This is a genomic window from Pseudomonas ekonensis (assembly GCF_019145435.1).
In the GTDB taxonomy this organism is placed as follows: Bacteria; Pseudomonadota; Gammaproteobacteria; order Pseudomonadales; family Pseudomonadaceae; genus Aquipseudomonas; species Aquipseudomonas ekonensis.
On the sequence record NZ_JAHSTS010000002.1, the window covers coordinates 83,583 to 109,016 of the forward strand.

General features: G+C 63.9%; 26 protein-coding genes. 12 read left to right on the forward strand and 14 right to left on the reverse strand.

The window, feature by feature from the left end; genetic code table 11:
• The first annotated feature begins 7 nt into the window (after window positions 1-7).
• The 3 genes from KVG96_RS13270 (at window position 8) to KVG96_RS13280 (ending at window position 2,774) form a co-directional block, all read left to right on the forward strand.
• Window positions 8-823 carry an IS3 family transposase gene (locus KVG96_RS13270; protein ID WP_264082376.1) on the forward strand — a complete coding sequence of 272 codons (816 nt, stop codon included), beginning with the start codon at window positions 8-10 and terminating at the stop codon, window positions 821-823.
• A gap of 193 nt (window positions 824-1,016) precedes the next feature.
• Window positions 1,017-2,369: a hypothetical protein gene (locus tag KVG96_RS13275; RefSeq protein WP_217892552.1), complete on the forward strand. Its 1,353-nt coding sequence runs from the start codon at window positions 1,017-1,019 to the stop codon at window positions 2,367-2,369.
• Window positions 2,370-2,405: 36 nt separating this feature from the next.
• Complete coding sequence (locus tag KVG96_RS13280) at window positions 2,406-2,774, forward strand: hypothetical protein (protein ID WP_217892553.1); 369 nt, start codon at window positions 2,406-2,408, stop codon at window positions 2,772-2,774.
• A 97-nt stretch (window positions 2,775-2,871) separates the two neighbouring features.
• Here the strand turns inward: KVG96_RS13280 and KVG96_RS13285 are convergent, their stop codons facing one another.
• The 8 genes from KVG96_RS13285 to KVG96_RS13320 all read right to left on the reverse strand — a co-directional run bounded on the left by KVG96_RS13285 (window position 2,872) and on the right by KVG96_RS13320 (window position 8,443).
• Complete coding sequence (locus KVG96_RS13285; protein WP_217892554.1) at window positions 2,872-3,258, reverse strand: hypothetical protein; 387 nt, start codon at window positions 3,256-3,258, stop codon at window positions 2,872-2,874.
• Window positions 3,255-3,860, reverse strand: a complete 606-nt coding sequence (locus KVG96_RS13290) for a lysozyme family protein (RefSeq protein WP_217892555.1) — start codon at window positions 3,858-3,860, stop codon at window positions 3,255-3,257. Before KVG96_RS13290 ends, KVG96_RS13285 begins: the two co-directional genes overlap by 4 nt.
• A gap of 3 nt (window positions 3,861-3,863) precedes the next feature.
• Window positions 3,864-4,361 carry a PAAR domain-containing protein gene (locus KVG96_RS13295; protein ID WP_217892556.1) on the reverse strand — a complete coding sequence of 166 codons (498 nt, stop codon included), beginning with the start codon at window positions 4,359-4,361 and terminating at the stop codon, window positions 3,864-3,866.
• Between the two features lie 294 nt (window positions 4,362-4,655).
• Window positions 4,656-5,735, reverse strand: a complete 1,080-nt coding sequence (locus tag KVG96_RS13300) for an NAD(P)/FAD-dependent oxidoreductase (RefSeq protein WP_367617497.1) — start codon at window positions 5,733-5,735, stop codon at window positions 4,656-4,658.
• Between the two features lie 79 nt (window positions 5,736-5,814).
• On the reverse strand, window positions 5,815-6,177 hold the full coding sequence (locus KVG96_RS13305) for a DUF6124 family protein (protein ID WP_085580065.1): 363 nt from the start codon (window positions 6,175-6,177) through the stop codon (window positions 5,815-5,817).
• Between the two features lie 451 nt (window positions 6,178-6,628).
• Window positions 6,629-7,057: a hypothetical protein gene (locus tag KVG96_RS13310; RefSeq protein ID WP_217892558.1), complete on the reverse strand. Its 429-nt coding sequence runs from the start codon at window positions 7,055-7,057 to the stop codon at window positions 6,629-6,631.
• A gap of 94 nt (window positions 7,058-7,151) precedes the next feature.
• Entirely contained in the window at window positions 7,152-7,460 is a 309-nt protein-coding gene (locus tag KVG96_RS13315) for a cupredoxin domain-containing protein (RefSeq protein WP_217892559.1), read from the reverse strand.
• Between the two features lie 14 nt (window positions 7,461-7,474).
• Window positions 7,475-8,443, reverse strand: coding sequence for a metallophosphoesterase family protein (locus KVG96_RS13320; RefSeq protein ID WP_217892560.1), 969 nt, complete (start codon window positions 8,441-8,443; stop codon window positions 7,475-7,477).
• A gap of 153 nt (window positions 8,444-8,596) precedes the next feature.
• Between KVG96_RS13320 and KVG96_RS13325 the strand changes: the two genes are divergently transcribed.
• Together KVG96_RS13325 and KVG96_RS13330 are read left to right on the forward strand one after the other, a co-directional pair.
• Entirely contained in the window at window positions 8,597-9,109 is a 513-nt protein-coding gene (locus KVG96_RS13325; protein ID WP_217892561.1) for a sigma-70 family RNA polymerase sigma factor, read from the forward strand.
• Entirely contained in the window at window positions 9,102-9,845 is a 744-nt protein-coding gene (locus tag KVG96_RS13330; RefSeq protein WP_217892562.1) for an anti-sigma factor family protein, read from the forward strand. Before KVG96_RS13325 ends, KVG96_RS13330 begins: the two co-directional genes overlap by 8 nt.
• Before the next feature lie 35 nt (window positions 9,846-9,880).
• Here KVG96_RS13330 and KVG96_RS13335 read toward each other — a convergent pair whose 3' ends face one another.
• Window positions 9,881-10,096, reverse strand: a complete 216-nt coding sequence (locus tag KVG96_RS13335) for a DUF4287 domain-containing protein (protein ID WP_217892563.1) — start codon at window positions 10,094-10,096, stop codon at window positions 9,881-9,883.
• 193 nt (window positions 10,097-10,289) lie between these two features.
• Here KVG96_RS13335 and KVG96_RS13340 point away from each other — a divergent pair, with 193 nt between their 5' ends.
• A complete protein-coding gene (locus tag KVG96_RS13340) occupies window positions 10,290-10,730 on the forward strand; it encodes a carbohydrate-binding module family 20 domain-containing protein (protein WP_217892564.1) in 441 nt (146 codons plus the stop codon).
• 121 nt (window positions 10,731-10,851) lie between these two features.
• Here KVG96_RS13340 and KVG96_RS13345 read toward each other — a convergent pair whose 3' ends face one another.
• Entirely contained in the window at window positions 10,852-11,736 is an 885-nt protein-coding gene (locus KVG96_RS13345) for a LysR family transcriptional regulator (RefSeq protein ID WP_217892565.1), read from the reverse strand.
• 133 nt (window positions 11,737-11,869) lie between these two features.
• Between KVG96_RS13345 and KVG96_RS13350 the strand changes: the two genes are divergently transcribed.
• The 4 genes from KVG96_RS13350 to KVG96_RS13365 all read left to right on the forward strand — a co-directional run bounded on the left by KVG96_RS13350 (window position 11,870) and on the right by KVG96_RS13365 (window position 18,116).
• Window positions 11,870-13,516 carry a GMC family oxidoreductase gene (locus KVG96_RS13350; protein ID WP_217892566.1) on the forward strand — a complete coding sequence of 549 codons (1,647 nt, stop codon included), beginning with the start codon at window positions 11,870-11,872 and terminating at the stop codon, window positions 13,514-13,516.
• A gap of 127 nt (window positions 13,517-13,643) precedes the next feature.
• Window positions 13,644-15,266 carry an MFS transporter gene (locus tag KVG96_RS13355; RefSeq protein ID WP_217892567.1) on the forward strand — a complete coding sequence of 541 codons (1,623 nt, stop codon included), beginning with the start codon at window positions 13,644-13,646 and terminating at the stop codon, window positions 15,264-15,266.
• Window positions 15,224-17,680, forward strand: a complete 2,457-nt coding sequence (locus KVG96_RS13360) for a C1 family peptidase (RefSeq protein ID WP_367617489.1) — start codon at window positions 15,224-15,226, stop codon at window positions 17,678-17,680. The genes KVG96_RS13355 and KVG96_RS13360 overlap by 43 nt, the downstream gene beginning before the upstream one ends.
• A gap of 16 nt (window positions 17,681-17,696) precedes the next feature.
• Window positions 17,697-18,116, forward strand: a complete 420-nt coding sequence (locus KVG96_RS13365) for a hypothetical protein (protein ID WP_217892568.1) — start codon at window positions 17,697-17,699, stop codon at window positions 18,114-18,116.
• A 10-nt stretch (window positions 18,117-18,126) separates the two neighbouring features.
• Here the strand turns inward: KVG96_RS13365 and KVG96_RS13370 are convergent, their stop codons facing one another.
• The 4 genes from KVG96_RS13370 to KVG96_RS13385 form a co-directional block, all read right to left on the reverse strand.
• Complete coding sequence (locus KVG96_RS13370) at window positions 18,127-18,486, reverse strand: DUF427 domain-containing protein (protein WP_217892569.1); 360 nt, start codon at window positions 18,484-18,486, stop codon at window positions 18,127-18,129.
• A gap of 144 nt (window positions 18,487-18,630) precedes the next feature.
• On the reverse strand, window positions 18,631-20,037 hold the full coding sequence (locus KVG96_RS13375; RefSeq protein WP_217892570.1) for a serralysin family metalloprotease: 1,407 nt from the start codon (window positions 20,035-20,037) through the stop codon (window positions 18,631-18,633).
• A 198-nt stretch (window positions 20,038-20,235) separates the two neighbouring features.
• A complete protein-coding gene (locus KVG96_RS13380; RefSeq protein ID WP_217892571.1) occupies window positions 20,236-20,997 on the reverse strand; it encodes a hypothetical protein in 762 nt (253 codons plus the stop codon).
• 24 nt (window positions 20,998-21,021) lie between these two features.
• On the reverse strand, window positions 21,022-22,497 hold the full coding sequence (locus KVG96_RS13385) for an alkaline phosphatase D family protein (RefSeq protein ID WP_217892572.1): 1,476 nt from the start codon (window positions 22,495-22,497) through the stop codon (window positions 21,022-21,024).
• Window positions 22,498-22,931: 434 nt separating this feature from the next.
• On the opposite strand from KVG96_RS13385, the gene KVG96_RS13390 reads away from it, so the two are divergent.
• Window positions 22,932-24,878, forward strand: coding sequence for a DNA topoisomerase III (locus KVG96_RS13390; protein WP_217892573.1), 1,947 nt, complete (start codon window positions 22,932-22,934; stop codon window positions 24,876-24,878).
• 44 nt (window positions 24,879-24,922) lie between these two features.
• Window positions 24,923-25,426, forward strand: coding sequence for a GNAT family N-acetyltransferase (locus KVG96_RS13395; protein WP_217892574.1), 504 nt, complete (start codon window positions 24,923-24,925; stop codon window positions 25,424-25,426).
• Window positions 25,427-25,434: the final 8 nt, after the last annotated feature.

A 25,434-nucleotide genomic window follows, 5' to 3' on the forward strand; every position in this document is an offset into this window, starting at 1 on the left:
GGGTGAGCTGTACGGCGTTAACGAATGCTGCCGCGTGCTGGGAATCGGCCGCAGCAGCTTTTACGCCTGGCGTCAGCGCCAAGGCCGGGTGCGTCCCGAACGAGAGAAGCTCAAAGCCTTGCTGGTCAAGCACCACAAGGCCTCCAGGGCCTCTGCCGGTTCGCGCACCTTGGCCAAGGTGCTGCAAGCCAATGGGCATCGTGTCGGACGGTACATGGCGCGCAGCCTGATGCGAGAAGCCGGCATCGCCAGTCGGCAGCGTCGGCGTCACAAGTACAAGTCTTCGGGCGTGGAAGCGCTGGTGGCGCCGCATGTACTCAAGCGCCAGTTTGAGGTCACGGCGATCAACCAGGTGTGGTGCGGCGATGTCACGTACATCAAGGTCGGCAAGCGCTGGCTGTATTTTGCCGCGGTACTGGATCTGTTCGCCCGCCGGATTGTGGGCTGGTCGTTTTCGATGATCTCTGATGCCACGTTGACCTGCGAAGCCTTGCGGATGGCCGTCGAGCTACGGGGACACCCCAAAGATGTGCTGTTTCACTCCGACCAAGGCTGCCAGTACACCAGCCATAAGTTTAGAAGTGAGCTGCTGAAACATGGGCACCGGCAAAGCATGAGTCGTAAGGGCGAGTGCTGGGATAACGCCCCGATGGAGCGTTTCTTTGGCAGTTTGAAATCGGAGTGGGTGCCCGAAACAGGCTATGGCTCGGAGCATGAGGCCCGAGCGGATGTACAGCGCTATGTCACGCGCTACAACACCACCAGGCCTCACAGTTACAACAACTATTGGTCGCCGGTCGCGATGGAGAAACTGACGGCGTAAACCGTAATCGGTGTCCAGGATTACTTGACCAGTTCAACCAAATCCCTTATGTGTTTTTCCAGTTCATCGTACTCAGTGCAGTGCTGACCCGATGGTGTCCAGCCAGCCGTTCCAAATCCCCCCCTGAACAGGCATGCTACCCCCACGCCACCGTTCAAACTCAGGGATATTCAGCTTCATGTGGAAAAGTTGGTTGCAACGTTTCATCGGCAAAACACCCGCCACGGCAGACACCCTAAGCCCCACAGCCGCAGCCGTCGCAACCCCAGCCACCCCATCAACGCCACCAGCGCCCTCTCCCGTCCGTGACTGGCAGTCACTGATCACATCGTGGAGCGGGTTCGACCGGGAGGCCGGCCTGCGGGCGGTGCGGTCTTCTCTGTCGGCGGAACGGTTGGCGGCGATCATCGTGCGGCTCAACGACTGGGTGCCTCAGGTTCGCGCAGTCGCGCGCGAGGCTTTCGAAGACTACCTGACGCCGCAGCATGCCGGTTGGCTGGTCGCTCAAATGCCCGCCATTCTGGCGCTTGAGCATCGTCATCGCGACGACCACCGTTCGACGATCAACAAGCTTGAAGCATTGCTGGCAACGCCTGAATGCGTCGAGCTCTGCGCGGCGGGTTTCGACGCCAGCCGAGGCTCGTGCGCGCGGTTGCTGTTTCGCGTGCTCGTTCAGACGAAGGTTGAGGATGAACGGGAGGCGTTTCTGGTGGCGTGCCTTCACCACGTCGATTTCAGCGTGCGCCGGCTGGCGCTCGGCAAGGCGATGGAGCTTGAGCCGGCGTCGGCCCAGCGGGCCATCGCGTTCGGGCTCGCCAGCAAGAGCAGCATCCTCAGGAGGCAGTCGTTCCTGGAAGCGATCCGCTTTCAGAGCGGCCGCACCCAATTGATCGAAGCGTTCTTGATAGATCCGTCGCCGGCGGCCAGGTCCACTGCGCTCTGGGCCGCCGGAAAGTACGGCGTCGACCCGACGCAGATGCTGCAGGCCCGGTTGGCGGGCGAGCTGCCTGCCACAAAGGCCCAGTGGCTCGGCCTCCTCGGGTTGGCGCAGGATCTGAAGATGCGCATTCCTGAACACTGGATGACCGCAGCCTTGAGCCAAAGCAGCGGCGCGGTGCGTTCGATCGTGTTGATGCTCGAAGGGGAAGGCAACCCTGAGAGGCTGATCGCTGCGGTCGCAGAACCGGCCCGGGCCGTTTTTGAGGCCGGCGTCCTGGGCTTACGCACTCAGCCTTGGAGCGTCATCGGCTCGCCCTTCACCCATCAGCTCGACACGATTTGGGCAACGCTGTCACCCGCCCGACGCCTCGCACTCCTTGAACTGATGCCCAAGTGGAGCCAGGCGGGGTATCTGCTCAAGCCGCTTGAACACAGCCCTTGCGAGCCGTCGGCGCTTGAGCAGCTCAGCGTTTGGGTCGACACCCAGCCCTACGCCATCAACGACCGCGAGACACCAAAGGATGAGCGTGACCGAATCGTTGAACAGTTGAGGGCAATGGAGGCCGCTCGGACATTGCCTGCGGGCTCGGTCTCCAGGCTGATTTGAAAGGGCGTCAGCCCAGAACGCGAAGAAGGAACACTCATGCAGGTTATCACCCTCGATCGAGACAGCGTGCATGCCGGGGATGACCTGCAGAGTCACAGGACTTCAATCAGGATCAACCCCGCCGCCACGCTGGGCGGCTTGTTCGAAGCGATACAAGGCATCGGCTACCTTCCCGGCATCAGCGGCGGACAGGCGACCTGGATCATTTGTTCGTCCGGCAGCCCCATCGGAGTTTTTGCTCAGCAATGGCCCGCCCCTCAGTGGGTTGTCCCGGCCGAGCGCACTGTCGGTCATTTTTTTGCGGGGGCCGAACCTTCGCTGCTGTTCAGGTATTGGTGCCAGGCGGATCCAGACGCTGTCTTTTCCCAGATCAACGCCGGAGATGAGCCGCCGTCCCGGTTCTAGGATTTGCTGGCATCAAGAAAAAGGGACCGATCCATTTGAAAATGAATCAGTCCCTCTTTAAACCCATTTACAAACCCGTTATTGACCCGCGTTGCCGCTATTGGGTTTCCGGGCATTCATCGGCCCATCGCGTCACCGTCATGTCTTTGAGTCGCTCACCGATGGTGTCGACGCGCAAGCAGGCGCTTTTCTTTGAATAGAACAGGATGCAGCGCGAGCTATCAAAAGAGCAGGTATCAAGTTCCAGGAATTTGCGTGCAGCCAACTCGCGTTCGACACCGCTGTACTCATAGCCATCGCGGGTGTGCATCGGGGTTGGTTTCCATCCTTGTTTGATCAACTTGGATCTGGCCGTCACCAAAGACTCACCGACGGCGATGCCTGCTGGCCCGCGTTTGTCGTTCATCGCCTGTGAACCACCGGCAAATGCCAAGCTGGTGCCCATGCCATACATTGCGAGGAGCAAGAGGATCGGGGTCTTCATTTTGCAGTTCCTCCCGCTGATTTGTAGCTCGCCAAAAACTTTGGATACTCGGCGTAGGGTTGGGGTGGATAGTGGTTCTTCTTGCCAGGCCCTTCCGGGAGCGCCGCCCATCGTGTTGCCGCCTTCGGCATTGCGCCGGGAATGTCTCCGGCCTTGATTTTGTCGATCACACCGAGCGTACGCAGAATGTCGACCGTGATGAGGTCTTGCGTATGGGGCGAAAAATCCGTCAACCCCATCTTTTCGCCATATTCGCGCCATGTGGCAACGTTGATTTGATACAAGCCCGATGCCGTCGTTTTTCCGCCGTATCCGGGGCCTGGATGGGTGGACTCGTCCGTGAACGTCCACTTTCCGGTTTTATGGCCCTCGGCCCAGCCATGACCGTATTTCGCGTGATAGTCACCGCCTTCGGCTTCGCCAATGGCGAACAAGAATGCCTTGACGTTTGTGTCCTTCAAATACTCTTCGTTCTCGGCCCGTCTTTTCTGTTTTTTTGCGTCCAGCTCTACCGTTTTCGGGGTGTTGTCTTTGACGGGCGTCACCGCTCTGCTAGCGACGGGGGACATCTTCCTGCCATTCCTGCTGACGACTTCAGGCATGCCTTAGTCCTCCAGAAACAGTTGGATTGTTTCAGGCAGGTGCGAACTCACTACATGCGTGTACCCCATCGCATCACTTACGCCGTGTTCCAGGCTGCCGTCAGCGCGTTGAATGGCGTAATCGAAATTGGCTAAAGGTTCGCCGGACTCTTGGTCAACCAATTGGAATTTGTCACTGAAGTGCACGGGCATCGGCATCAGGCCGCTGAAGGGCGCTGATACAACGGTGTCGCCAATAATGACCGTGCCGGAGCCACCCACAATGACGTTGCCGTGGCCACCGGTGCTGTCCAGAGTGGCGGCATTCAGTCCATTGATAAGAACCGTCGAGCTGACCGCTCCAGTGATCGGGCTGCCGCATGCGGATTTATCGCTCATCCGGGCGGCGGGAAGACCGTCGAAATTGACATTGGGAGAGCCGCTGACAATAGGATTGGTGCCATGCCCCGGGAGCGGGCAACTGGTGGGATCTGACACGCGGGCCGCAGGTTTTCCACTCATGGGAAGCTCCTTTTCGAAGATTCAGTTGTCCTTGGCCTGATTGGAATTGAAATTCCGGCCACTGAGAAAGCACGAAGATCAAGCGTGTGGGTGAGACAGGACACCCCGGGGGAGGAACGCAAAAAAATCTACCGCCCCTGTACATCGGCGTCGCACAGAATGCCTGAGGCAAAAGTTGCGCTCAACATTTCTTACAATTCTTTGATTGACTATGGAGCAGCCTTCGGACGAGTGCCTCGTAATGCCTGTGCGTACGGATTGGGTGAAGCTTGCTGCGCATAGACAAGCTCAGCACTAGACATAAGCCTGGAAGAACCGCCCAGGCCGAAAAGGCCCAAGCTCACCATCCACCTTCCCACCCACAATTTCCTCACTGACAAGACGCCCCACCACCGCCGCCAACACAACCCCAGGGTGCATGGCGCACACATAAACACCGCCCACATCGGGCAGATAACCAATGACGGGAACGCCATCGGCCGGCATGGGCCTGAGGCCGATGCAGGCCCACTCCGGTTCAAGGGACTCAGCCCCATGGAGTGCATTCTGGATGGCCTGGGCCGTTCGGCGGGCGATCGCTGCCGGTTGGTTTTCGGCGGTGTCGTCCAGGTAATCCTCTGCCGCCAGCAACGCGCCGTCCGCGCTTTGCCGCACTTCCATGTCGGGGCTGGAGATGAGGGTGTGCACGAGGTTGGGCGGTGCGGTGTAGCGGATGGAAATGGCGGGCGAGGCGTTGATGGGCAGGGGCGCGCCGAGCAGCTCTGTCAGTTTCGCGGTGGCTGTGCCGGCGGCCAATACGACGACATCGGCGTGGAGGGTGCCTTGGGTGGTTTCGACGGCGGTCACCCTTTCGGCCTGGGTCACGAAACCGAGCACCCGCGTCTGGGTGAGGATGTTCGCGCCGTGTGCCTCGGCGCCCGCGATCAGCGCATGCGAGGCGGCCACGGCGTCCAGCGCGCCTTCTTGCGCCGCGAACCCAGCGGATTGGGGCGGGTTCTTGAGGTTGGGTTCAAGGTCGAGGATCTGCGAACGGGTCACCCGGTTGGCCGGCGGTGCGTCGCCCGACGTCACGCCGTAAGACAAGGCGCCCGTCCAGCGTATTTGCAGGTCCGGCACCTGGGTTTCGAGCCGGCGGTATTCCTCGATGGCAGCCCTGCGCAGTGGCGCAATCGGGTCGGGTTCGGGGTGCGAGGTGTTGATCCAGGCGAAGGAGCGGCCGGTCACGCCCGAGGCGATTTCTTCGGCCTCGACCACGGTGACCTGAGCACCGCGCCGGGCCAAGTGATACGCCAGCGATGCGCCGACGATACCTGCGCCCACGACGATGATTCGTTTGCCCTGACCACTGTCCATATCAACCTCCGTTCTGTCGATGTGCCGATGGTAGGACAGAGGGGCCTGCAACCCAAGCAATCAGAGGCAGGCCCCGCCATCGTCGCAAAACGCCTCGGCCCTACCCCTTCGGCTCCACGTTATCCAATGCCTGCCCCACCGCCACTTCCCCCAGCATCACCAACTGCGCAATCCCTATCGCGGTTCGGCGATGACCAGCGTCCAGCACGGCGGCGAAGTTGTTGAGCATTTCGGAGGCGGCGCCGAGGTTTTCGCAGGCGTTGGCCAGCAGGGATTCGGTGTCGTAGGCCGGATTGGGCAGGTACATGGGTTCGGCCGCGTTTGCGCTGGCCATAATGGATGGGGCCGGGTTGAGGTAGTGGTCGAGGGCGCGTTCGGCGGCTTCGTTGAGTTTTCTGGAATCGATGGATTCGTAGGGGGATGCCGGATCGAGGATTGGCGGATTGGGTGTTGGTTTGATCATGGTGTAACTCCCGACGTAAGAACGATTAGGAGCCAGCACCCTCGCTACCAAACGATGGGTGGAGGCCATACGCAGGTTGGTAGACCGGTCGTCAGGAACCCCGGCGCACCCGAGGGTGCCCCGCGCATGACCACCATAAAACAGAGACGATGAAGTCTCCGCAAGACAGTAGTCTTGTGCTTCTGACGGAAGACGGGCTACCAAACCCGATCACTGTTTCCCAGTGACCCGAAAACGATAAAACCCGCACCCCAGCCGCACAAGCCGGCGGATTCTGGCCCACGCGTAGGCCGTGGCGCAAGGCATCGTGGGCATTGACCCATGACCGGATGCGTCACTTAAACAGCAGTGCCGGCAGCTGTTGAAACGGCCCGCCAACGAACCGTTTCAACGTGAAACCTGCCCCCCTCCAGGCGAAAGGGATCAGGCAAGCGGGAGGGTGCCGCAGCACTTAAACAGGGTCACCGGCAGGCCCCACCGGCACGACAGCGGCAACCGCTGCCACCGGTGCGATCACCGGCGCCTCCTGGGCTTTCTTCACCGCGACTTTCTTCAGTTCCTTGGCCTGGGTGGCGTACGTCAGGGCGGTGTTCCAGAAGCCGGAGCCGCCGCTGGCCAACAGGCCCAGGCAGACGACGCCGAAGTCGCTTCTCAAGAACGGGATGTCCGCCGGAATCGCTTCCCGGGACAACAGCACCGTGACCACGCCGCCGGCCACGGCCAGTATCTGCAGGTAGGATCGGCGCCGCGCCTCGACCTTCGCATCGTCGCTGGGCTGATTCAGCATCGGAATGAAGCCTTTGACGATCTCGACCAGCCGTTCGGTGGCGATGCTCATGCCCAGTACAAAACCAATCAGTGAAATCAGAGTGTTGTCCATAACGGTCTCTTCGTGCGCAGGGTTCATGGGGGGTGGCCCCGCAGGACCACTCCTTCACTATAGGCCGCGGCGCGGGGCATGCTTGGGCGGGCGCTCATTGGGTCACCACGATTTTGCCGATCATCTGCGGGTGCAAGACGCAGAAGTAGTCGAACTCGCCGGGCGTATCGAACACCCAGGAAAACGTGTCATCGGTGTCCAGCGCCCCCGAGCGGAACGCCTTGTGGGTTTCCGCCACGGTGTGGGGGATCTGGTCGTCGTTGACCCACGTCACTTTGGTGCCCACGGCCACGGTCAGGTCCTTGGGGCCGAACATGAACGCCTTGATGTCGATCTTCACGTCCTGCGCCCACGCCGGCATCGACAGCATCAGGCCCACCACGGCCAACAGTCGCGTTTTCATTTGCCTGCCCTCCCCTAGACCAGCGTCGAGTCGATCAGCGCCAACGGGTGCTCGCCCTGGGTCGCGCGCACGTCGGTGAGGCCCAGGTAGTTGCGCAACTGGTCGGCGGCGACGGTCATCGGCCCCGGCGACGGCGCGGCGCCCGGTGCCGGCTGCGGGTACGCCGTGCCGCGGGCGGTGTGGAAGGTGATGTTGCCTTCGACCTTCTGGATGACCTGGTGGATGTGCCCGTTCAGCACCGTGACCGAGCCGTACTTGCGCAGCATCGCGATGGCCTGGTCGCCGTCCTCGGTGCCCCAGCCCCAGGGCTGGTAGATCGTCCACAGCGGAATGTGGGTGAACACCACGACGGGCGTGCTGGTGGCCACGGCCCGCAGGTCGTCGGCCAGCCAGGCCAGTTGCTCGGCGCCGAGGCTGGCTTCGTGGCCGGCCTGGAAGTTGAACACGTTGACCAGCGCGATGAAGTGCACGCCGTGGTCGTCGAAGCTGTACCAGCCGTTGCCCTGGGTGCCCTTGCCGTAGCGTTCCAGGTAAAGCTTGCCGCCGCCCTCGTCGAGGGTGTCGTGCTCGCCCGGCACGTAGTGCACGGGGGACGGCAGGCCTTTGAGCAACTGCGCGGCGGTGTCGAATTCTTCGGCCTTGGACAGGTGCGTGATGTCGCCGGTGTGCAGGATCAGCGCGGGCCGCTTGGGCAGCGCGACGACTTTGTCGATGGCCGCTTGCAGGGTCTTGGCCGGTTCCGGGTTGGCTTCCTTGTTGAAGCCGATGTGCGAGTCGCTGATCTGCACGAAGTGGAAGGTGCTGTCCAGGGCCTTGGGGTCGCTGACGTTGCCCGCCGCGTCCAGCGCGAACGCCCGGGGGACGCCGCCGCTCAGGGCCCAGAGCACCCCGGCGCCGGCCCACGCCGAGCATTTGAGCAGTGTGCGGCGGTCGGGGTTGGCCGGGCCGTCGGTGCGCCGGGGGTGTTTTGATCGAATGTCCATCGGTGTGTCCTCGCTGGCGGGCTACAGTGATGTAGCCGACAGGGAATGAACCTTTCGGGGCGCGGGTTTATTCCGCGCCGAAAAACAAATTCTTTTCAGGGAATAAAAGGCGACGCATCACGGTTATAGGGGTGTGACGGTGCGGGAATCACTATGACGCGATTCGAGGAACTGATTGCGCCCCATCTGGACGCGGCCTATAACCTCGCGCGCTGGCTCACCGGCAACGACAGCGCCGCGCGCGACGTCGTGCAGGAAAGCGCCTTGCGCGCCTTCCGGTTCCTGCAGCGTTTCGCCGAGGGCAACGCCAAGGCGTGGTTCCTGACCATCGTGCGCAACGAAAGCTACACCTGGCTCAAGGCGTCGGCCGGGCACCGCTGGGTGACCATCGATGACGACCTGAGCGCCGACGAAACGGCGCCCGCCCACCAGCAGGGCCCGGAGCTGTCGGCGATCCACACGGAAAACGCGGCGTTGCTCCAGCAGGCGCTGTGCGCCCTGCCGCCGGCCTTTCGCGAGGTGATTGTGCTCAAGGAGCTGGAAGACATGCCCTACAAGGACATCGCCCTGGTGGTGGACATTCCCATCGGCACCGTCATGTCGCGGCTCGCCCGGGCCCGCGCCTTGCTCAAGCTCGAACTGCTGAAGTTGCACGATCATGAATGAATTCGACTGCACGGCTTGCCGCACCCAGCTGCACGGTTATCTGGATCAGGCACTCGACCCGGCGGCAGCGGCGCAGGTCTCGGCGCACCTGGCCACGTGCGCCGGGTGTGCGCAGTTGCATGACGAGTACCGGTCGCTCAAGGCCGCCGTGAAGCGCCACGCAGCGTATTACCCGGCGCCGCCCGGGTTGGCGGCCCGTGTGTCGGCGGCGGTCGAACCGGCCCCGCGCACCGCCGGGCGCTGGCGCTCATGGTTCGCGCCGGCGTTCTCCGCCGCCGCACTGGCCCTGGCGGTGGTGCTTTACGTGGCGACGCCGGGCGGCGAACAGCCGCTGATGGACGAGGCGGTCTCCAGCCATGTGCGCTCGTTGATGGGCGGGCACCTGAACGATGTGGTGTCCTCCGACCGCCACACCGTCAAGCCCTGGTTCACCGGCAAGCTCGACTTCTCGCCGCCGGTGGCCGACTACGCGGCGCAAGGCTTCCCGCTGCTGGGCGGGCGGCTGGACTACCTGCAGCACCAGACCGCGGCGGCCCTGACTTACGGCCGGGCCAAACACGTGATCAACGTGTTCATCCTGCCCACGCCGGGGGCCGATCAGCCGCGACAGGCGCAGACGCTCCGCGGCTTCAACGTGGTGTCGTGGCAGGCGGATCACATGCGTTTCGTGCTGGTGTCCGATGTGGAGAAAGGTGAGCTGGAGGCGTTGAGCCGGTTGCTGGGCAACGGCGCTTGAGCGCAAGTTTGCGCCGCACTGCCGTTTGCCCGACGTTACGGCTTGGCGCCAGCCAGAAAGTGCGCCACCAGGGCATTCGCGTGACCGTGGCCCATGCCATGGTCCGTCTTCAGCCAAGCCACCAGTTCCATGTGTTTCTTGCCGCTGACGCCGGCCAGCAGGTCGAGCCAATGGCTGATGGGCTGGCCGTACTTTTTCTCGATGGACGGGAAGTACGAGGCCGGGCCTTTGGGTTTGGTGTCATCGGTCATGGTGCGGGCTCCTGGGTTTGATGACGGATTGAAGTCCAGAACAGCCAAGGCGTCCAGCGGACGGCGCCGTCTTTCGGCCCATCGGTGATTGAAGGCATCGCCAAACGCTCTAACGGACTGTCATTTCTGTCAGGTCACTTTTGGCCGAGACGGCGCTACGTTGGCGACACCAACACAACTGGAGGTCGCCACCATGGGCTTGAATCGTTACCTGTTGCCTCTTTGCGTGTTCGCCCTGGCGGCAGCGCCCGGATTCGCGAGCAGCCAAGACATTCAGCTGACCTACAAACTTCCCGTTGTATTCAGATGCGTGAACAGCCCGACAGAACCGGGCTACAGCGTCTATGTCGTCGGCAACCTGCCGGACCTGGGGAACTGGAAGCCGGCAGATGCCAAACCGCTGACCCTCATCCCCAACTCAATGAAGAACGGCAACCCCAAAATCAACGACTGGACGGGCACCCACTACATTGACGGTTCCAAACCCGGCGATGAGCTGGAGTGGAAGTGCATCGTCCGTAGCGAGAAAGACAAAGAGGACAAGAATGTGGTTTGGCAGCCGGGGGTCAACAACAAGGTGACGTTAACGTTCGGCAATTCCATGAGTGTCGGCGATTTTGCTCCTGAACCCTGATGCGCAATCGCTTGAGCGACGCCAAAAGGCAGGGCCTGCTGCGCAGGCCGGCGGGAGCGAGCTCCCTCGCCACGCAAGCAATGTTCTGTGCCTGATCAGCCCGGCAATGTCCTGTGCCTTTTCAGCCCCGCAACAACCCCCGCTCCGCCTCGCACAGGCTCACCACATAATCCCAGACCACCCGCAACCGCACCGACTTGTGCAGCTCCCGCCGGGTGCTGATCCAGTAGCTGCGCTCGATGCTCTCGTCCGGCAGCAGCGGCACCAGTTCCGGGTCGGACGCGGCCATGTAGCACGGCAGCACGGCGATCCCCAGCCCCGAGCGCGCCGCCTGCTGCTGGGCGATCACGCTGGTGCTGTGGAACACCACGCGGGGGTTGCGGCAGAAGCTGTTGAGGAACATCAGTTCCTGGCTGAACAGCAAGTCGTCGACGTAGCCGATCCAGGCGTGGCGGCCGAGGTCTTCGCGGCTGCGCAGCGGCGGTGCGCCGTCTAAGTAGGCGCGGCTGGCGTAGAGCGCCAGGCGGTAGTCGGTGAGTTTGCGGGTGACGAGCATGTCCGCCGCCGGGCGTTCCAGGTGGATGCTGATTTCCGCCTCGCGGTTGAGGATGCTGACGAAACGCGGCACGGCCACCAGTTCCACCTCCAGCCCCGGATACCGCTCGAACAGCCCGCCCATGCGGCTGGCCAGGAACATGATGCCGAGGCCTTCGGTGACGCCGACGCGGATCTTGCCCAACGGCGCGGTGGACTGGGTGATTTCTTCCTGGGCCAGCAGCGCGACGTTTTCCATGGCTTCGGCGTGCTTGAGCAGCGCCTCCCCCGCCGGAGTCATTTCATAACCCTGGGCATGCTGGACGAACAGCGCGGTGCCCAGGCTCTTCTCGATGGCCTCGATGTGCCGGGCGACGGTGGCGTGGGTGGTGTTGAGCCGGCGGGCGGCGGTGAGCAGGCGGCCGCTGCGTTGCAGCTCCAGAAAGAAGCGCAGGTCATTCCAGTCGAACATCGCTTGTCCTTGTTGGCTACGCGGGAGGGTCGCTGTTTGAAAACGCACAGCGGTTGCGCAAAAACTAACATTCTTTTGACGAAAGCTAACAACTAGGATGACCGACAACAAAAACAAGAAGCGAGGTCAGGGAATGCAGACTTCCCTTGATGAGTACGACTACATCGTGGTCGGCGCCGGCCCCGCCGGCTGCCTGCTGGCCAATCGGCTGTCGGCCGATGCCCGGCACCGCGTCCTGCTGCTGGAGGCCGGCGGGCGCGACAACTATCCCTGGATCCACATCCCCGTGGGTTACCTGTTCTGCATCGGCAATCCGCGCACCGACTGGTGCTTCAAGACCGAAGCGCAAGCCGGCCTCAACGGCCGCGCCCTGAGCTACCCGCGCGGCAAGGTGCTGGGCGGCTGTTCCTCGATCAACGGCATGATCTACATGCGCGGCCAGGCCGGCGACTACGACGGCTGGGCCGCCGAGGGCAATCCCGGCTGGGCCTGGCGCGACGTGCTGCCGCTGTTCAAGCAGAGCGAAAACCACTTTGCCGGCGCCGCCGAGTTCCATGGCGACCAGGGCGAATGGCGGGTCGAGCAGCAGCGCCTGTCGTGGCCGATCCTGGACGCGTTCCGCGAGGCGGCCGAGCAAAGCGGCATTGCCCGCACCGACGACTTCAACCAGGGCGACAACGAGGGTTGCGGTTACTTTCAAGTGAACCAGAAGGCCGGGGTGCGCTGGAATGCGGCCAAGGCGTTTCTGAAGCCGATCCGGAACCGGGCCAACCTCACCGTGCTGACCGGGGTCGAGGTGGACCGGGTGCTGTTCGAGGGCGGCCGGGCCAATAAGGTCAGCGCGCGCCGGCAAGGCCAGGCGAAGGCGTTCAAGGCGCGCAAGGAAATCGTGCTGTGCGCCGGCTCCGTGGGCTCGCCGAGCATTCTGCAGCGCTCCGGGATCGGTCCGCGGCCGTTGCTGGAGCGCCTCGGCATCGGCGTCGCCCATGAGCTGCCGGGGGTGGGCGGCAACCTGCAGGACCACCTGCAATTGCGGCTGATCTACAAGCTGGAGAACGCCCGCACCCTCAACCAGATCGCCGCCAGCCCGTGGGGCAAGGTGGGCATGGGCCTGCGCTACCTGTATGACCGCAGCGGGCCGTTGTCGATGGCGCCGAGCCAGTTGGGCGCGTTCGCCCGCTCGGGCCCGGAGCAGACCTCGGCCAACCTTGAGTACCACGTGCAGCCACTGTCGCTGGAGCGTTTCGGGGAACCGCTGCACCCCTTCCCCGCCTTCACCGCCTCGGTGTGCGACCTGCGTCCGCAGAGCCGTGGCCGGGTGCAGATCCGCTCGGCGGATCCGCAGGCGGCGCCGCTGATCCAGCCCGACTACCTCAGCCATCCCGAAGACCTGCGCGTGGCCGCCGACGCCATCCGCCTGACCCGGCGCATCGTCAGCGCCCCGGCCCTGCGCGCGTTCAACCCGGTGGAATACCTGCCCGGCGCCGGCCTGCAGACCGAAGAGGAGCTGCACGAGGCGGCAGCGAAGATCGGCACGACGATTTTCCATCCGGTGGGCACCTGCCGCATGGGCCACGGTGCGGACGCGGTGGTGGATGCGCAGTTGCGCGTGCACGGCGTACCGGGCCTGCGCATCGCCGACGCGTCGATCATGCCGCGCATCACCTCGGGCAACACGTGTTCGCCTACGCTGATGATTGCCGAGAAGGCGGCGCAGCTGATCCTTTCCCCGGCCGTCGCCGCAGACCTTGCGGGAGCCAGCCTGCTGGCGATCTCCTGAAATACCGCTATCGCCAGCAAGCTGGCTCCCACAGGGGACGCTGCACCCGATTCACAGACATCGCGCATCACCCGGACACGCAACACCAGTGGAAACAACAAAAACAATCACTGTGAGGGACACCGATATGTCAGAACACGTTCAGCCGCTGGACGCCGTGGGCGCCACGCAGACCACCCCCGATACCCGCAAGGTCATCTTCGCCTCGTCCCTGGGGACGGTGTTCGAGTGGTATGACTTCTTCCTCTACGGCGCCCTGGCGGCGGTGATCAGCAAGCAGTTCTTCGCCGGGGTCAACGACACCACGGCGTTCATCTTCGCGCTGATGGCGTTCGCCGCAGGCTTCATCGTGCGGCCGTTCGGAGCGCTGGTGTTCGGTCGGCTGGGGGACATGATCGGGCGCAAGTACACCTTCCTGGCGACGATCATCCTGATGGGCGTGGCGACGTTCGCCGTCGGCCTGCTGCCGACCTACGCCAGCATCGGCATCGCCGCGCCGATCATCCTGGTGATGCTGCGCATGCTCCAGGGCCTGGCCCTGGGCGGCGAATACGGCGGCGCCGCGACCTACGTGGCGGAGCACGCGCCCATCGGCAAGCGCGGGTTCCACACCAGCTGGATTCAGTCCACCGCCACCCTCGGCCTGCTGCTGTCGCTGCTGGTGGTGCTCGGCTGCCGCTACTTCACCGGCGATCAGTTCGAGGTGTGGGGCTGGCGCATTCCGTTCCTGCTGTCGATCGTGCTGCTGGGCATCTCCACCTGGATCCGCCTGAGCCTTCACGAGTCGCCCGCGTATCTGAAGATGAAAGAGGAAGGCAAGACCTGCAAGGCGCCGATCCGCGAGTCGTTCGGCAAATGGGAAAACCTCAAGGTGGTGCTGACCGCGCTGTTCAGCATCAACGCCGGGCAAGCGGTGACCTTCTACGCCGCGCAGTTCTACGTGCTGTTCTTCCTCACCCAGTTCCTGAAGATGGACGCGGCGGTGGCCAATAGTCTGCTGATCGTCAGCGTGGTGATCGGCGCGCCGTTCTTCATCATTTTCGGCTGGCTGTCGGACAAGGTCGGGCGCAAACCGGTGCTGATGATCGGCCTGCTGCTCGCCACGGCGCTGTACTTCCCGATCTTCAAGTCCCTGGCCCACTACGCCAACCCGGCCATCGACCAGGCCAGCCGCCAGGCGCCGATCACCGTGTCCGCTGACCCTGCCACCTGCACCTTCCAGTTCGATCCGGTGGGCAAGGCCAAATTCGACAGCCCGTGCGACAAGGTCAAGACCTTCCTGGTCAAGCAGGGCCTGCCCTACAACAGCGAGGCCCTGCCGGCCGGCAGCGGCGTGCAGGTGAGCGTCGGCGACGTCAAGCTCGACGGCTTCGACGAAGCCGCCCTGCGCGGCGCCGTGACCCTGGCCGGCTACCCGCAGCAGGCCGACATGCAGCAGATCAACAAACCGATGATCGTCGCCCTGATCGTAGCGCTGATCATCATCTCCGCCATGTGCTACGGCCCGCTGGCGGCGCTGATGGTCGAGCTGTTCCCGACCCGCATCCGCTACACCTCGATGTCGTTGCCCTACCACATCGGCAACGGCTGGTTCGGCGGCTTCCTGCCGACCGTGTCGTTTGCGCTGGTGGTGTACACCGGGGACATCTTCTACGGCTTGTGGTACCCGGTGCTGATCACCGGGGTGAGCCTGGTGGTGGGCATGCTGTGCCTGCGGGAGACCAAGAACATCGATCTGAACAAGAACTGACGCCGGCGCTCGTCGGCGAGGGGCGCCCCTTCGCCGACGACGCTTCATCGGCTCGCCGCACCCTGCGCCTGCACCCGGACATTCTCGTCTACGCTAAACCTCACCAACGAAACCCTGCGACGCAGAAAAGCGTTCGTGGCGTGGGGGTACGCGCCTCTCGGATCGAGGATTTCCCCATGCCTGCCTCCGTGTTTTCCTTCGCCAAGTCGTCCATCACCCTCGACGCCCGCCCGGACCGCCTGGACCTGCGCGACCGGCTCTTCACCCCGCGCGTGCAGTCGCTTCCCGCCGCGTTCCCCTCGGATGACGACATCACCCACGAGCTGGCCGACTACCTGAACCGCGGCATGGTGCTGTACCAGGGCAACGAAGGGGCCTGCACCGGCTTCGGCCTTTCGGCGGTCATCAACTACCTGTTGTGGTGGCGCGACCGCAAATCGGTGCTGACCAGCCCGCGCCAGCTCTACCACCTGGCCAAGCTCTACGATGAGTGGCCGGGGGAGGACTACACCGGCTCCAGCTGCCGCGGGGCCTTGAAGGGATGGCATAAGCACGGTGCCTGCGAAAGCAGCCTGTGGCCCTACACCGTCGCGCCGAACGGCTCGGCGCCGGACTTCGAAGCGCCGGCCGCCAACTGGGCGCAGGACGCCGTGACCCGGCCGCTGGGCGTTTACTACCGCGTCGAGAAAGACGACATCACCGCGATGATGGCGGCGCTGTACGAAACGAAAGTGCTCTATGTGTCGGCCAATGTGCACAAGGGCTGGGACCTGCAGCACAAGGGCAACCCAGGCACCCAGGCGTTCCACAGCACCTCCCAACTGCCGGTCATCAAGTGGACGTCCAAGCCTGAAGGCGGACACGCGTTCGCCCTCCTCGGCTACACCCACGAGGGGTTCATCGTGCAGAACTCCTGGTCCACGGCCTGGGGCTTTTCGGGCTTTGCGATCCTGACATTCGAAGACTGGCTGGCCAACGGCACCGACGCCTGGACGGTGTCGCTGGGGGTGCCGATCAAGCACGGAACGGTCGCGCGCAATCTGCGGCCTGCCGACGTCCGGGGCGGTGGTTCGTCCCCGTTCATCGATGCGTTGCCGCCGGCCAGCGCCAAACGCGAAGGGTTCTCCCTGTTTTCGCTCGACCTGTTCAAGAAACCCCGCAAAGGGCCGCCCGCATTGTCATCGGACAACGCCCTTGAAATGACCGTCGTCATTGAAAACAACGGCACCATCGGTCCACGCCTGACCCATGTGAAAAATGTCATCGAGGGTGTGAAACACATCGTCTGGGATAACCCCAAGACCTGGTACAAAGATCTGCCCGCCACAAGCAGGCCTGATGTATTGCGTATCGCCATCTTTTCACACGGCGGGATCAACTCCGAAAGTGAGTCGATCAAACGCATTTGCGCTATGGCACCCTACTTTCTCGCGAACGGTATCTACCCGCTGTTCGTCACCTGGCGCACAGGGATTCTGGAGGTCACAGCGGGTCTCATCAAGGACGCCCTTCATGGACTGCTTCCGCAATCCTGGGATTTTGGAGACTGGCTGAAGGCGGCCAAGGACAACGTCATTGAAGGTACCGACCGCACCGTGGAACTGGCCACCAAGCAGTTCGGCAGCGATCAGTGGAACAAGATGAAGCAGAACGCCAGAGAGGCTGCGCAAACCGGCCTCACACCCCGTGGACTGGTGGAGATGGTCAAGAACCTGCAAGCGTTGGCGGAAGACAAGGACCTGGGTGCAAAAAAAGTCGAACTGCATCTGATCGGCCACTCTGCAGGCGCACTGATCAATGGCCATCTGATCAAGCTGCTGTGGGACAAAGGTCTGTACACCGAGACCTCGACACTGTTCGCACCTGCGTGCACGCTCGAATTCGCCAACCAGACCTACCGCCATGTCATCGAAAACGAAGGCTTGAAACGCGAAGACTTCCACTTGCACATCATGTCCGACAATCGCGAACAGGACGATAACGTTATCCACGTCTATCAAAAATCGCTGCTTTACCTCGTCTCCCGCTCCTTCGAGGAACTGCAACGCATGCCGCTGCTGGGCATGGCCAAGAGTCTCGACGCGGATTTTCACACGTTCAACGGCCCCAGCCCGAGAGAATGGAACCCCGCCGCCGAGAACATGACAGTGCAGTGGAACAACTTCTACTGGAACAACAAGATTCCATCGGGTTTCGCCTTGACGGGCAAAGGCCTGTCCCCGAAAGCCGCGCAGACTCTGCACATCTACAACGATCCGAAAATGACGTATGGGCCTGAGCCGGGAGACAAACACGACACGTCCCATGGCGGATTCGACAACGACCTGAAGGTCATGACCTTGGCGCTGAAGACCATTCTGCGGCTCGGCCCCGACGACAACCTTGCGCAGCCCTTCATCGACCTGAACTACTGAGCCAAGGAGAGCGCACATGACACCGCCAACCCTCGCGCCACCGGGCGCCAGCGAACTGCTGCACACCGTCGACGTCCAGGCCATCGATCCCTGGTTCCCCACCACGGTGATGCTGACCGCCGGGGAACGCTATTTCTTCCGGGCCTGGGGAGAGTGGTTCGACTGGGGCACCCGGCACAGCGCCAACGGTGAGCCGCAACCCAAACTCAGCCTGTTCCTGCCCCTCATCCGCTGCAAGGCGCCAGGCGCCACCTGGTTCACGCTGATCGGCGCCATCGACAAGAACGGGGACAGTTTCTTCCCCATCGGCGACGGCCAGCGCTGGCCCGACGGCTGGGTCGCACCGGCCAGCGGTCAGCTCAGGTGTTTCGCCAACGATGTGCGGATCATGTACTTCAACAACACCGGGGCGGTCACGTTGCAGGTCTGGCGCTGAAGTCGGCCGCTCAACTGATCACTTCGAACTTGACCTGATCGGGATAGAACGCCACGTAGTCGCGGATCGCCGCCACCGACACCTTGGGGTGCTCGTAGGTCCACACGGCGTTGGCGCCTTCATGGCCGGGCACCTGCAGGCTGAAATAGTTGGCGTCGCCCTTGTAGGGGCAGTAGCTGGTGTGGTCGGTGCGGGCGAAGTATTTCTCTTCGATGTCTTCACGGGGGACGTAATACACCGGCGGGTAGTTGGCCTCTTTGAGGACCAGCACGTGGGAGGATGCGGCCACCTGGATGCCGTGGAATTTCACCAGCAGGCAACCGGAAAGCTCTTCGAGGGAGATGACGGGGCTGGGGCCTGGACGTTTCATCGACTGCTCCTGACGGCGGCACAGGGATCGGTTCAGGTATAACCCATGCGGCCCGACCGCGCCGGATCCGCAGCCGAACGGCGCCTCACGCCCGAAAAAAACCGCAGCCTTCGCAGGCTGCGGTTTCTTTTTGCGCGGTTCAGGTCACGCGACGATGTCGCTTGCCAGCGCCTGCCCCACCACGCCCACGGCGAAGTCCACCGAACCCTGGCCGGTGAGGTCGATCATCAGGCTGGTCTGGTTGGTCTGCGCAAAGTAGGTGAGGATCGCATCGCCGGCATGGCCGGTGAAGCCGCTGACGAAGTTCAGCGTGGCCGTGCCGGTGGCGAAGCCGGCGATGCCCGACAGGTCGATCTTGTCCAGGCCGCTGGTGAAATCCATGATCCAGTCCGGCGCGGTCATGGTCGAGTCGCCGGCAGCGCCGAACACGAAGGTGTCGGCCCCTTCCCCGCCCCACAGCGTATCGCCGCCGCCACCGCCGTAGATCAGGTCGTTGCCGGCGCCGCCCACCAGCTCGTTGGCCGCCGCGTTGCCGATCAGCAGGTCGTTGCCCGAACCGCCGATGGCGTTTTCCAGGGTCACGCCGTAGGCGATGGACACGTTGCCCACCAGGCCGCCGACGTCGGAGAACGAACCTTCGTTGAGGTTGATCTTCTGGTTGTGGCTGAAGCCGGAGAAGTCCAGGGTGTCGTTGCCGCCGCCGTCCCACACCGAGAACACCACCTTGGCGCTGTTGGAGGTGGCGCTGTAGAAGTCGCGCTCGGCGTTGGAGTTGAAGCCGTAGACGGTGTCGCCGGCACGGGTCTGCAGGTTGGCGCCGTAGAGCTTCTGCACCGCCACGATGTCGTCCAGCAGCGGCGCCGACGCATAGGCGCCGCTGCCGTCCTTGCTGAAGTTCTGGGCGGTGTTGCTTTCGCTCCAGTAGCTCATGAGGCTGTAGCCGCGGGTGTCCTCGGCGTACTTGGCGTCGCCGTAGGTCGGGTTGCCGTTGCCGGCGTTGTAGGCGCCGGGGTGCGACAGGCCGAGGGTGTGGCCGATTTCGTGGGTCAGGGTCTGGCGCCCGTAGTTGTTGGTGCCCGGGGTCTTGTTGACCTGGTACTGATCGTTGATCAGGTACCAGGACTGACCGTCGTAGCTGCTGCCCTGGGGCAGGTAGGCGAACGCGGCGCCGCCGGTGCTGACGTCGTAGTTGCCGAACGTCATATGGCCGTCGCCGCCGTTGCCTTCGGTGAAGGTGACGTTGGCCACATCGGCCCACGATTGCATGGCGAGCACGGCCTGGGCTTTCTGCAGGGCGCTGAACTCGCCGAAGTTGCCCAGTTTCGGGTTGTAGTTGGCAGGCTTGTCGGTCAGGAAGGTGTAGCTGAGGTCGATCTTGCCGTCGCCGTTCTTGTCCTGCCAGGACATGCCCTTGCGCAGGATCTCGGCGGCGGCCTGGTCGGCGGTGAACGACGGTTTGCCGTTGACCTGACCGTCGCCGCGGTCGTACAGGTGGCGGAAGGTGTCGATTTCGGTGAAGGCGTTGCTGGCCTGGGAAGAGGCTTGAGGCATGGTGTACGTCCTTGTTTCAGAATTGTCGGTGTCCGACAGACCACGGCGATCTCCGGCGAGACCGTCCTGTCACTCGCCCCTGCCGTCGCGAAACGGCAGGCGCGGTGAACCTGACACAGCCCGAAACAGGGCGCCAATCAATTTCTCGATAGTCCCGCCCGCGTCCCCGCTCTTCCCTTCACCTCAGTTGCCGTCATCTCACTTGCCGTCGTGGATGTTGTAGTCGTGCGGCGCGGTGTACCGGCCCTTGGGCGGCGCCACGTTGTTCTTGGTGAAGTATTCGTACCAGTACATCGCCGTCGCCCAGATCGCTTCGGGGCTGGAGGCGCGCGACTCAAGGCCGGGCGTGAGGTCCAGGCCGGTGGCCGCGTACAGGGTCTCCAGCATGCAGGCCGTCGGCAACCCGATGCCGTCGTGGATCGGGTTGGGCGTGCGCGCCACGCCCCAGGAGAACGCCAGCCAACGCACGACGTGCTCCAGCGCATCGACATAGGCCCGGCCCTTCTCGAACAGTTCGCGCTTGCTCAGCACGTCCTCCTGCGAGCGGGGCCAGGCGATCACGGCGATGTTTTTCCAGCGGCCCTCGTCCGCCAGCAGTTGCACCGGCGACTCCACCACACCGTTGCGCTCGGTGGCGAACACACCGCCCTCGGGCTGGAACAACGGCACGTGCAGGAGCGTCGAGTGCGCCACGCCCTTGGGCGACAGCTTCAGGAACGCCGACGTCGACCAGTAGGACGGCAGCAGGTCGAAGCGCAGGTGCGACTGGCCGGTGCGCAAGCGCCAGGCCATCGTGTCGTTGGCGCCGGCCAGCAGCACATAGGACTGGCCGGGGTTCTTCTTGTCCGCCAGTTCGCCGACGGCGCGCTCCAGCCAGCCGACGTTGTCTTCCTTGGCCTTGCGCTTGAAGGTGCTGATCTGCGGGTTGGACCGCGCGACCTCTGTGAATTTGACGGGCATGTCGGTTCTCCATGAACGGGGCCATCAGGCATTGAGCAACGTGAAAGGGCCGGCGGACGACGCCGGCGTGGGTGGCGCGGTGATCGGGTAGTAGGTGACCTTCAGTTCCACGCCGAACCCCGAACGGGAGAACTCCACCAGCGCGACATGGTTGCCCCGCCAGCCCTGCGGCCGCGTCGGCTCGTCCGGCCGGAACGCCTTGTTGCCGAAAAAGGCCGGGGCCTTTTCAGGATCGGAATGCAACGGCCATTGCTGGCGGTCGCCGAAGATGCCGTGCAGAAAGTCGCCCGCCTTGGCCAACTGGTCCACCACCGGCGTCGGCACCAGGCTGGTGGGCGAGCAGACCACCTCGGTCAGGCAGGTGCGCGAGGTCTTCATGTTGCTGGCCTGCATCACCCGGCTCCAATGCACGTCGCCGGTGAGGAACACCACCTGGATGCCGTGCTGCCCCAACCGGTCGAGGGTGTCGATCATCATCTTGTACTGCACGCCGTAATTGGCCAGCTCGGCGTCGCCCAGCTTGTCCATGAAGGCGGGCTGGGCCGACAGCGTCTGCCCGGTGGCCAGCACGCCGATGCGCGGCTGGCCTTTGCCTTGGGAAGCGATCAGGTCATTGGCCCACAGCTTGAACGCGTTCTCGGCATCGATCGGCATCAGGCCCTGCGGGTGGTTGAAATCGGCCATGCGCTGGCTGCGCGTGTCGAGAAACAGCATGCACAGCGGCTCGATGTCCAGGCGCAGGCTGGTCTGCGCCACGGTGCCGCCCTGCTGGTAGTCGGCGTACATCTCACGGGCGGCGTCGGCCCACAGGTTGACGCCGCCGGCGGGTGTCGGCGCGGTCTGGGTGCCGTTCTTCCAGAACTGGCTCCACGGGTAGTTGTTCCAGAACTCGTGATCGTCCGGCAGGCAAAACGCCGGGGCCTTGCCCAACCCTTGCTGGAGGCCGATGCCGCCGGTCATCTCCGATAGCCAGTTGCGCCGGTACTTGCGCGAGATGGCCTGGCGCAGCGCGTCTTCGGTCTGGGGCATGGACTCCAGCGCCGGGGCATCGAGGTAGACCTGGTCACCGGCGAACAGGGCCATGTCCGGCTTGACCGGCAGGCGTTGAATGAACCGGCCGACGTCCACCGCGTCGGTTTCGCAGCAGTAGCACGAGGCGAGCAGGATCTTGAAGCTGCCCTGCAACTTTGCCGGCACGCTGGCCGGCAACGAGGTCACCCGCAGGAAATAGGGCGTGAAACCGGCCCCGGCGTCGACCCGCACGGGATGCTCGACCCCGGCGCCCAGCGCCTTGAAGGTGAACACCGCCTGAAAGTTGGAGTACGGGTTGCCCGGCTTGCGGTCACGGATCGGCGCAAACACGCCGGCAGCCACCGGCACGAAGGGTTGGGAACCGACCGTGAAACTGACGGTGGGTGGCTTGGGCACGTCAAACGCCCCCACCCACAGTTTGATCTCATCGGGCGCGCCAAGCAGGGGACGAGCGATCAGATAGGCCATGGCAACTCCTGGGCCGCAAGGCCTGAAGATCTTGATGAAAGACAGAGTCCGCCAGTGGCCGGACGACGCTGGCGCAAGGAAGGATGCCGGAGCAAAGCACGGAAAATACGGCTCGGCTGCATCATGCAAATGTCCTCTCCACAGGACGCTCCACGGAGACCGGAGCGCTTCATCGATGAAGCCTGCCGGGCCTGACCCATCCAGAGTCTCGTTTCGAGCGTTCGCCCCAGGGCACAGCCCTCGAACGAAACGGGCGCCGTCGAAACCGTTGCCGGGCGCCTTGATTGCTCAGTTAAGCAAGGGCCGGCAGGAACGCAAGGCCCGGCAACCTTTGGCAACACGCAGGCTGTACATCCATACAGACAAAAGTTGCCCATCCGCGCAACTCCAGCCATTCTGTGCGCCTCTTCGGACTTACATCGACGACGGTTTCCATGCGGCTGTACCTCTGCGAAAAACCTTCCCAGGCGAAAGACATCGCCGCCGTGCTGGGCGCCAAGCGCCGGGGCGACGGCTGCTGGCTGGGAACCGGCGTCACGGTGACCTGGTGCATCGGCCACCTGCTGGAGACCGCGCCGCCGGACGCCTACGACGCCCGCTACAAGCGCTGGGTGCTGGCGGATCTGCCGATCATCCCCGACCGCTGGAAAATGACCGTCAAGCCGCGCACCGCCAGCCAGTACAAGGCGGTGAAGCGCCTGCTCGGCGAGGCCAGCGAACTGGTCATCGCCACCGACGCCGACCGCGAGGGCGAAATGATCGCCCGCGAACTGGTGGAGCATTGTCGCTACCGCGGGCCGATCCGCCGCCTGTGGCTGTCGGCCCTGGACGAAGCCTCGATCCGCAAGGCCCTGGCCGCGCTCAAGCCGGGGGCCGAGACCTTCAGCCTCTACCACTCGGCGCTGGGCCGCTCGCGGGCCGACTGGCTGATCGGCATGAACATGAGCCGTCTGTTCACCCTGCTAGGCCGCCAATCGGGCTATCAGGGCGTGCTGCCGGTGGGCCGGGTGCAGACGCCGACCCTGCGCCTGGTGGTGGACCGCGACCGCAGCATCGCGGACTTCGTGCCGGTGCCCTACTGGGCCATCGACGTGCAGCTGCTGCACGGTGGCCTGCCGTTCACCGCCCAGTGGCGCGCACCGTCCGATGCCTGCGACGACCAGGACCGCTGCCTGAACCAGGCGCTGGCGCAGCAGGCGGCCGACGCGATCCGCAGCGCCGCCAGCGCCCGGGTGGTGAAGCTGCGCACCGAACGCCTGCGGGAAGTGGCGCCCCTGCCCTTCGACCTGGGCACCTTGCAGGAGGTCTGCTCGAAGAAGCTCGGCCTCGGTGCCCAGGAGACCCTCGACGTCGCCCAGGCCCTCTACGAAACCTACAAGGTCATCACCTACCCGCGCAGCGACTGCGGCTACCTGCCCCTGAGCCAGCACGCCGAGGCCCCGGGGATCCTGGCGGCGCTGCGTCAGGCCGACCCGAGCCTTGAAGCCCTGCATGGCCACCTGCAGCCGCAACGCCGCTCCCGCGCCTGGAACGACGCCAAGGTCAGCGCCCACCACGGCATCATCCCCACCGCCGCCGCGAAAAACCTCGAGCGGCTCACCGGCAAGCACCGCGCGGTGTACACCCTGATCCGCGCACGGTATCTGGCGCAGTTCCTCCCCGACCACGAATACGACCGCACCCAGGCGGATTTCGATTGCGCCGGCCAGGCCTTGCGCGCCGTCGGCAAACAGATCGTCGAGCCCGGCTGGAAACGCGCCTTGCCCGAAGCGTTGGCGGCAGCCAAAGGGCGCGAGGCACCGGCACCGCAAACCTTGCCGACACTCAGCCAGGGTGACGACTGCACGGTGGCGGACGTGAAGCTCAAGGACCTGTGGACCCAGCCGCCCAAGCCCTACACCGAAGGCGACCTGATCAAGGCCATGAAGAACGTCGCCAAACTGGTGGAGGATCCGCTGCTCAAGCAGAAACTCAAGGACACCACCGGCATCGGCACCGAAGCCACCCGCGCCTCGATCATCCAGGGCCTGCTGGACCGCGGTTACCTGGTGAAGAACGGCAAGGCGCTATCGGCGACGCCGGCGGCGTTCAGCCTGATCGACGCCGTGCCGCGTGCCATCGCCGACCCCGGCACCACGGCGATCTGGGAACAGGCGCTGGACATGGTGCAGGGCGGCGAGATGAGCCTGGAAGAGTTCGTCACCAAACAGGCCGCCTGGATGAGCAAGCAGGTCACCCGCTGTGCCGGCCTGAACCTGACCATCAGCGGCCCGCCGCCGACCGGCAAGGCCGCCGCGCCGTGGAAGAAAAAACGCAAGGGCAGCGGACGCAAAGCCGCCGGTGCAGGAAGACGCACGACAAAAGCGGCCGCCAAACCGTAAACCGCGCACTAGAGTTCCTGTAGCGATCATCAGGAACCCGCACCATGCCCAGCATTGAACTGCACGCCGCCCATCGCGACGACCACGACACCCTCGAAAGCCTCATGCAGTTCTACCTGTACGACTTCAGTGAATGGCTGCCGCTGAAGCTCGCCGAACACGGCTACTTCCCCCTCGGGCCGACACTCGAGTACTGGCGCCACCCGGCCACCCGCGCCTTCCTGATCCGGGCGGACGACGAACTGGCGGGCTTCATCAGCGTGGACGGCAACACGCACCGCAAAGGCGCCGAGCACAATCTCGGTTATCTCTTCGTTTGTCGGCGTTGGCGTGGCCGAGGCGTCGCGCAGTTTGTCGTCTCTGACCTCTTGAGCCGCGTCCCCGGCCAATGGCAGATTTTCCACATCGACGCCAACCGCCCGGCGCAGCGTTTCTGGGCCGGGGCGATCCCGGCGCTGAGCGGCGGCGCGTTCACCTGCGAACAACGGGTGATAGACGGCTACCCCTGCACGGTCTACGGCTTCCAAAGCCCCGCATCCACGGCCTGAGCGGCCCT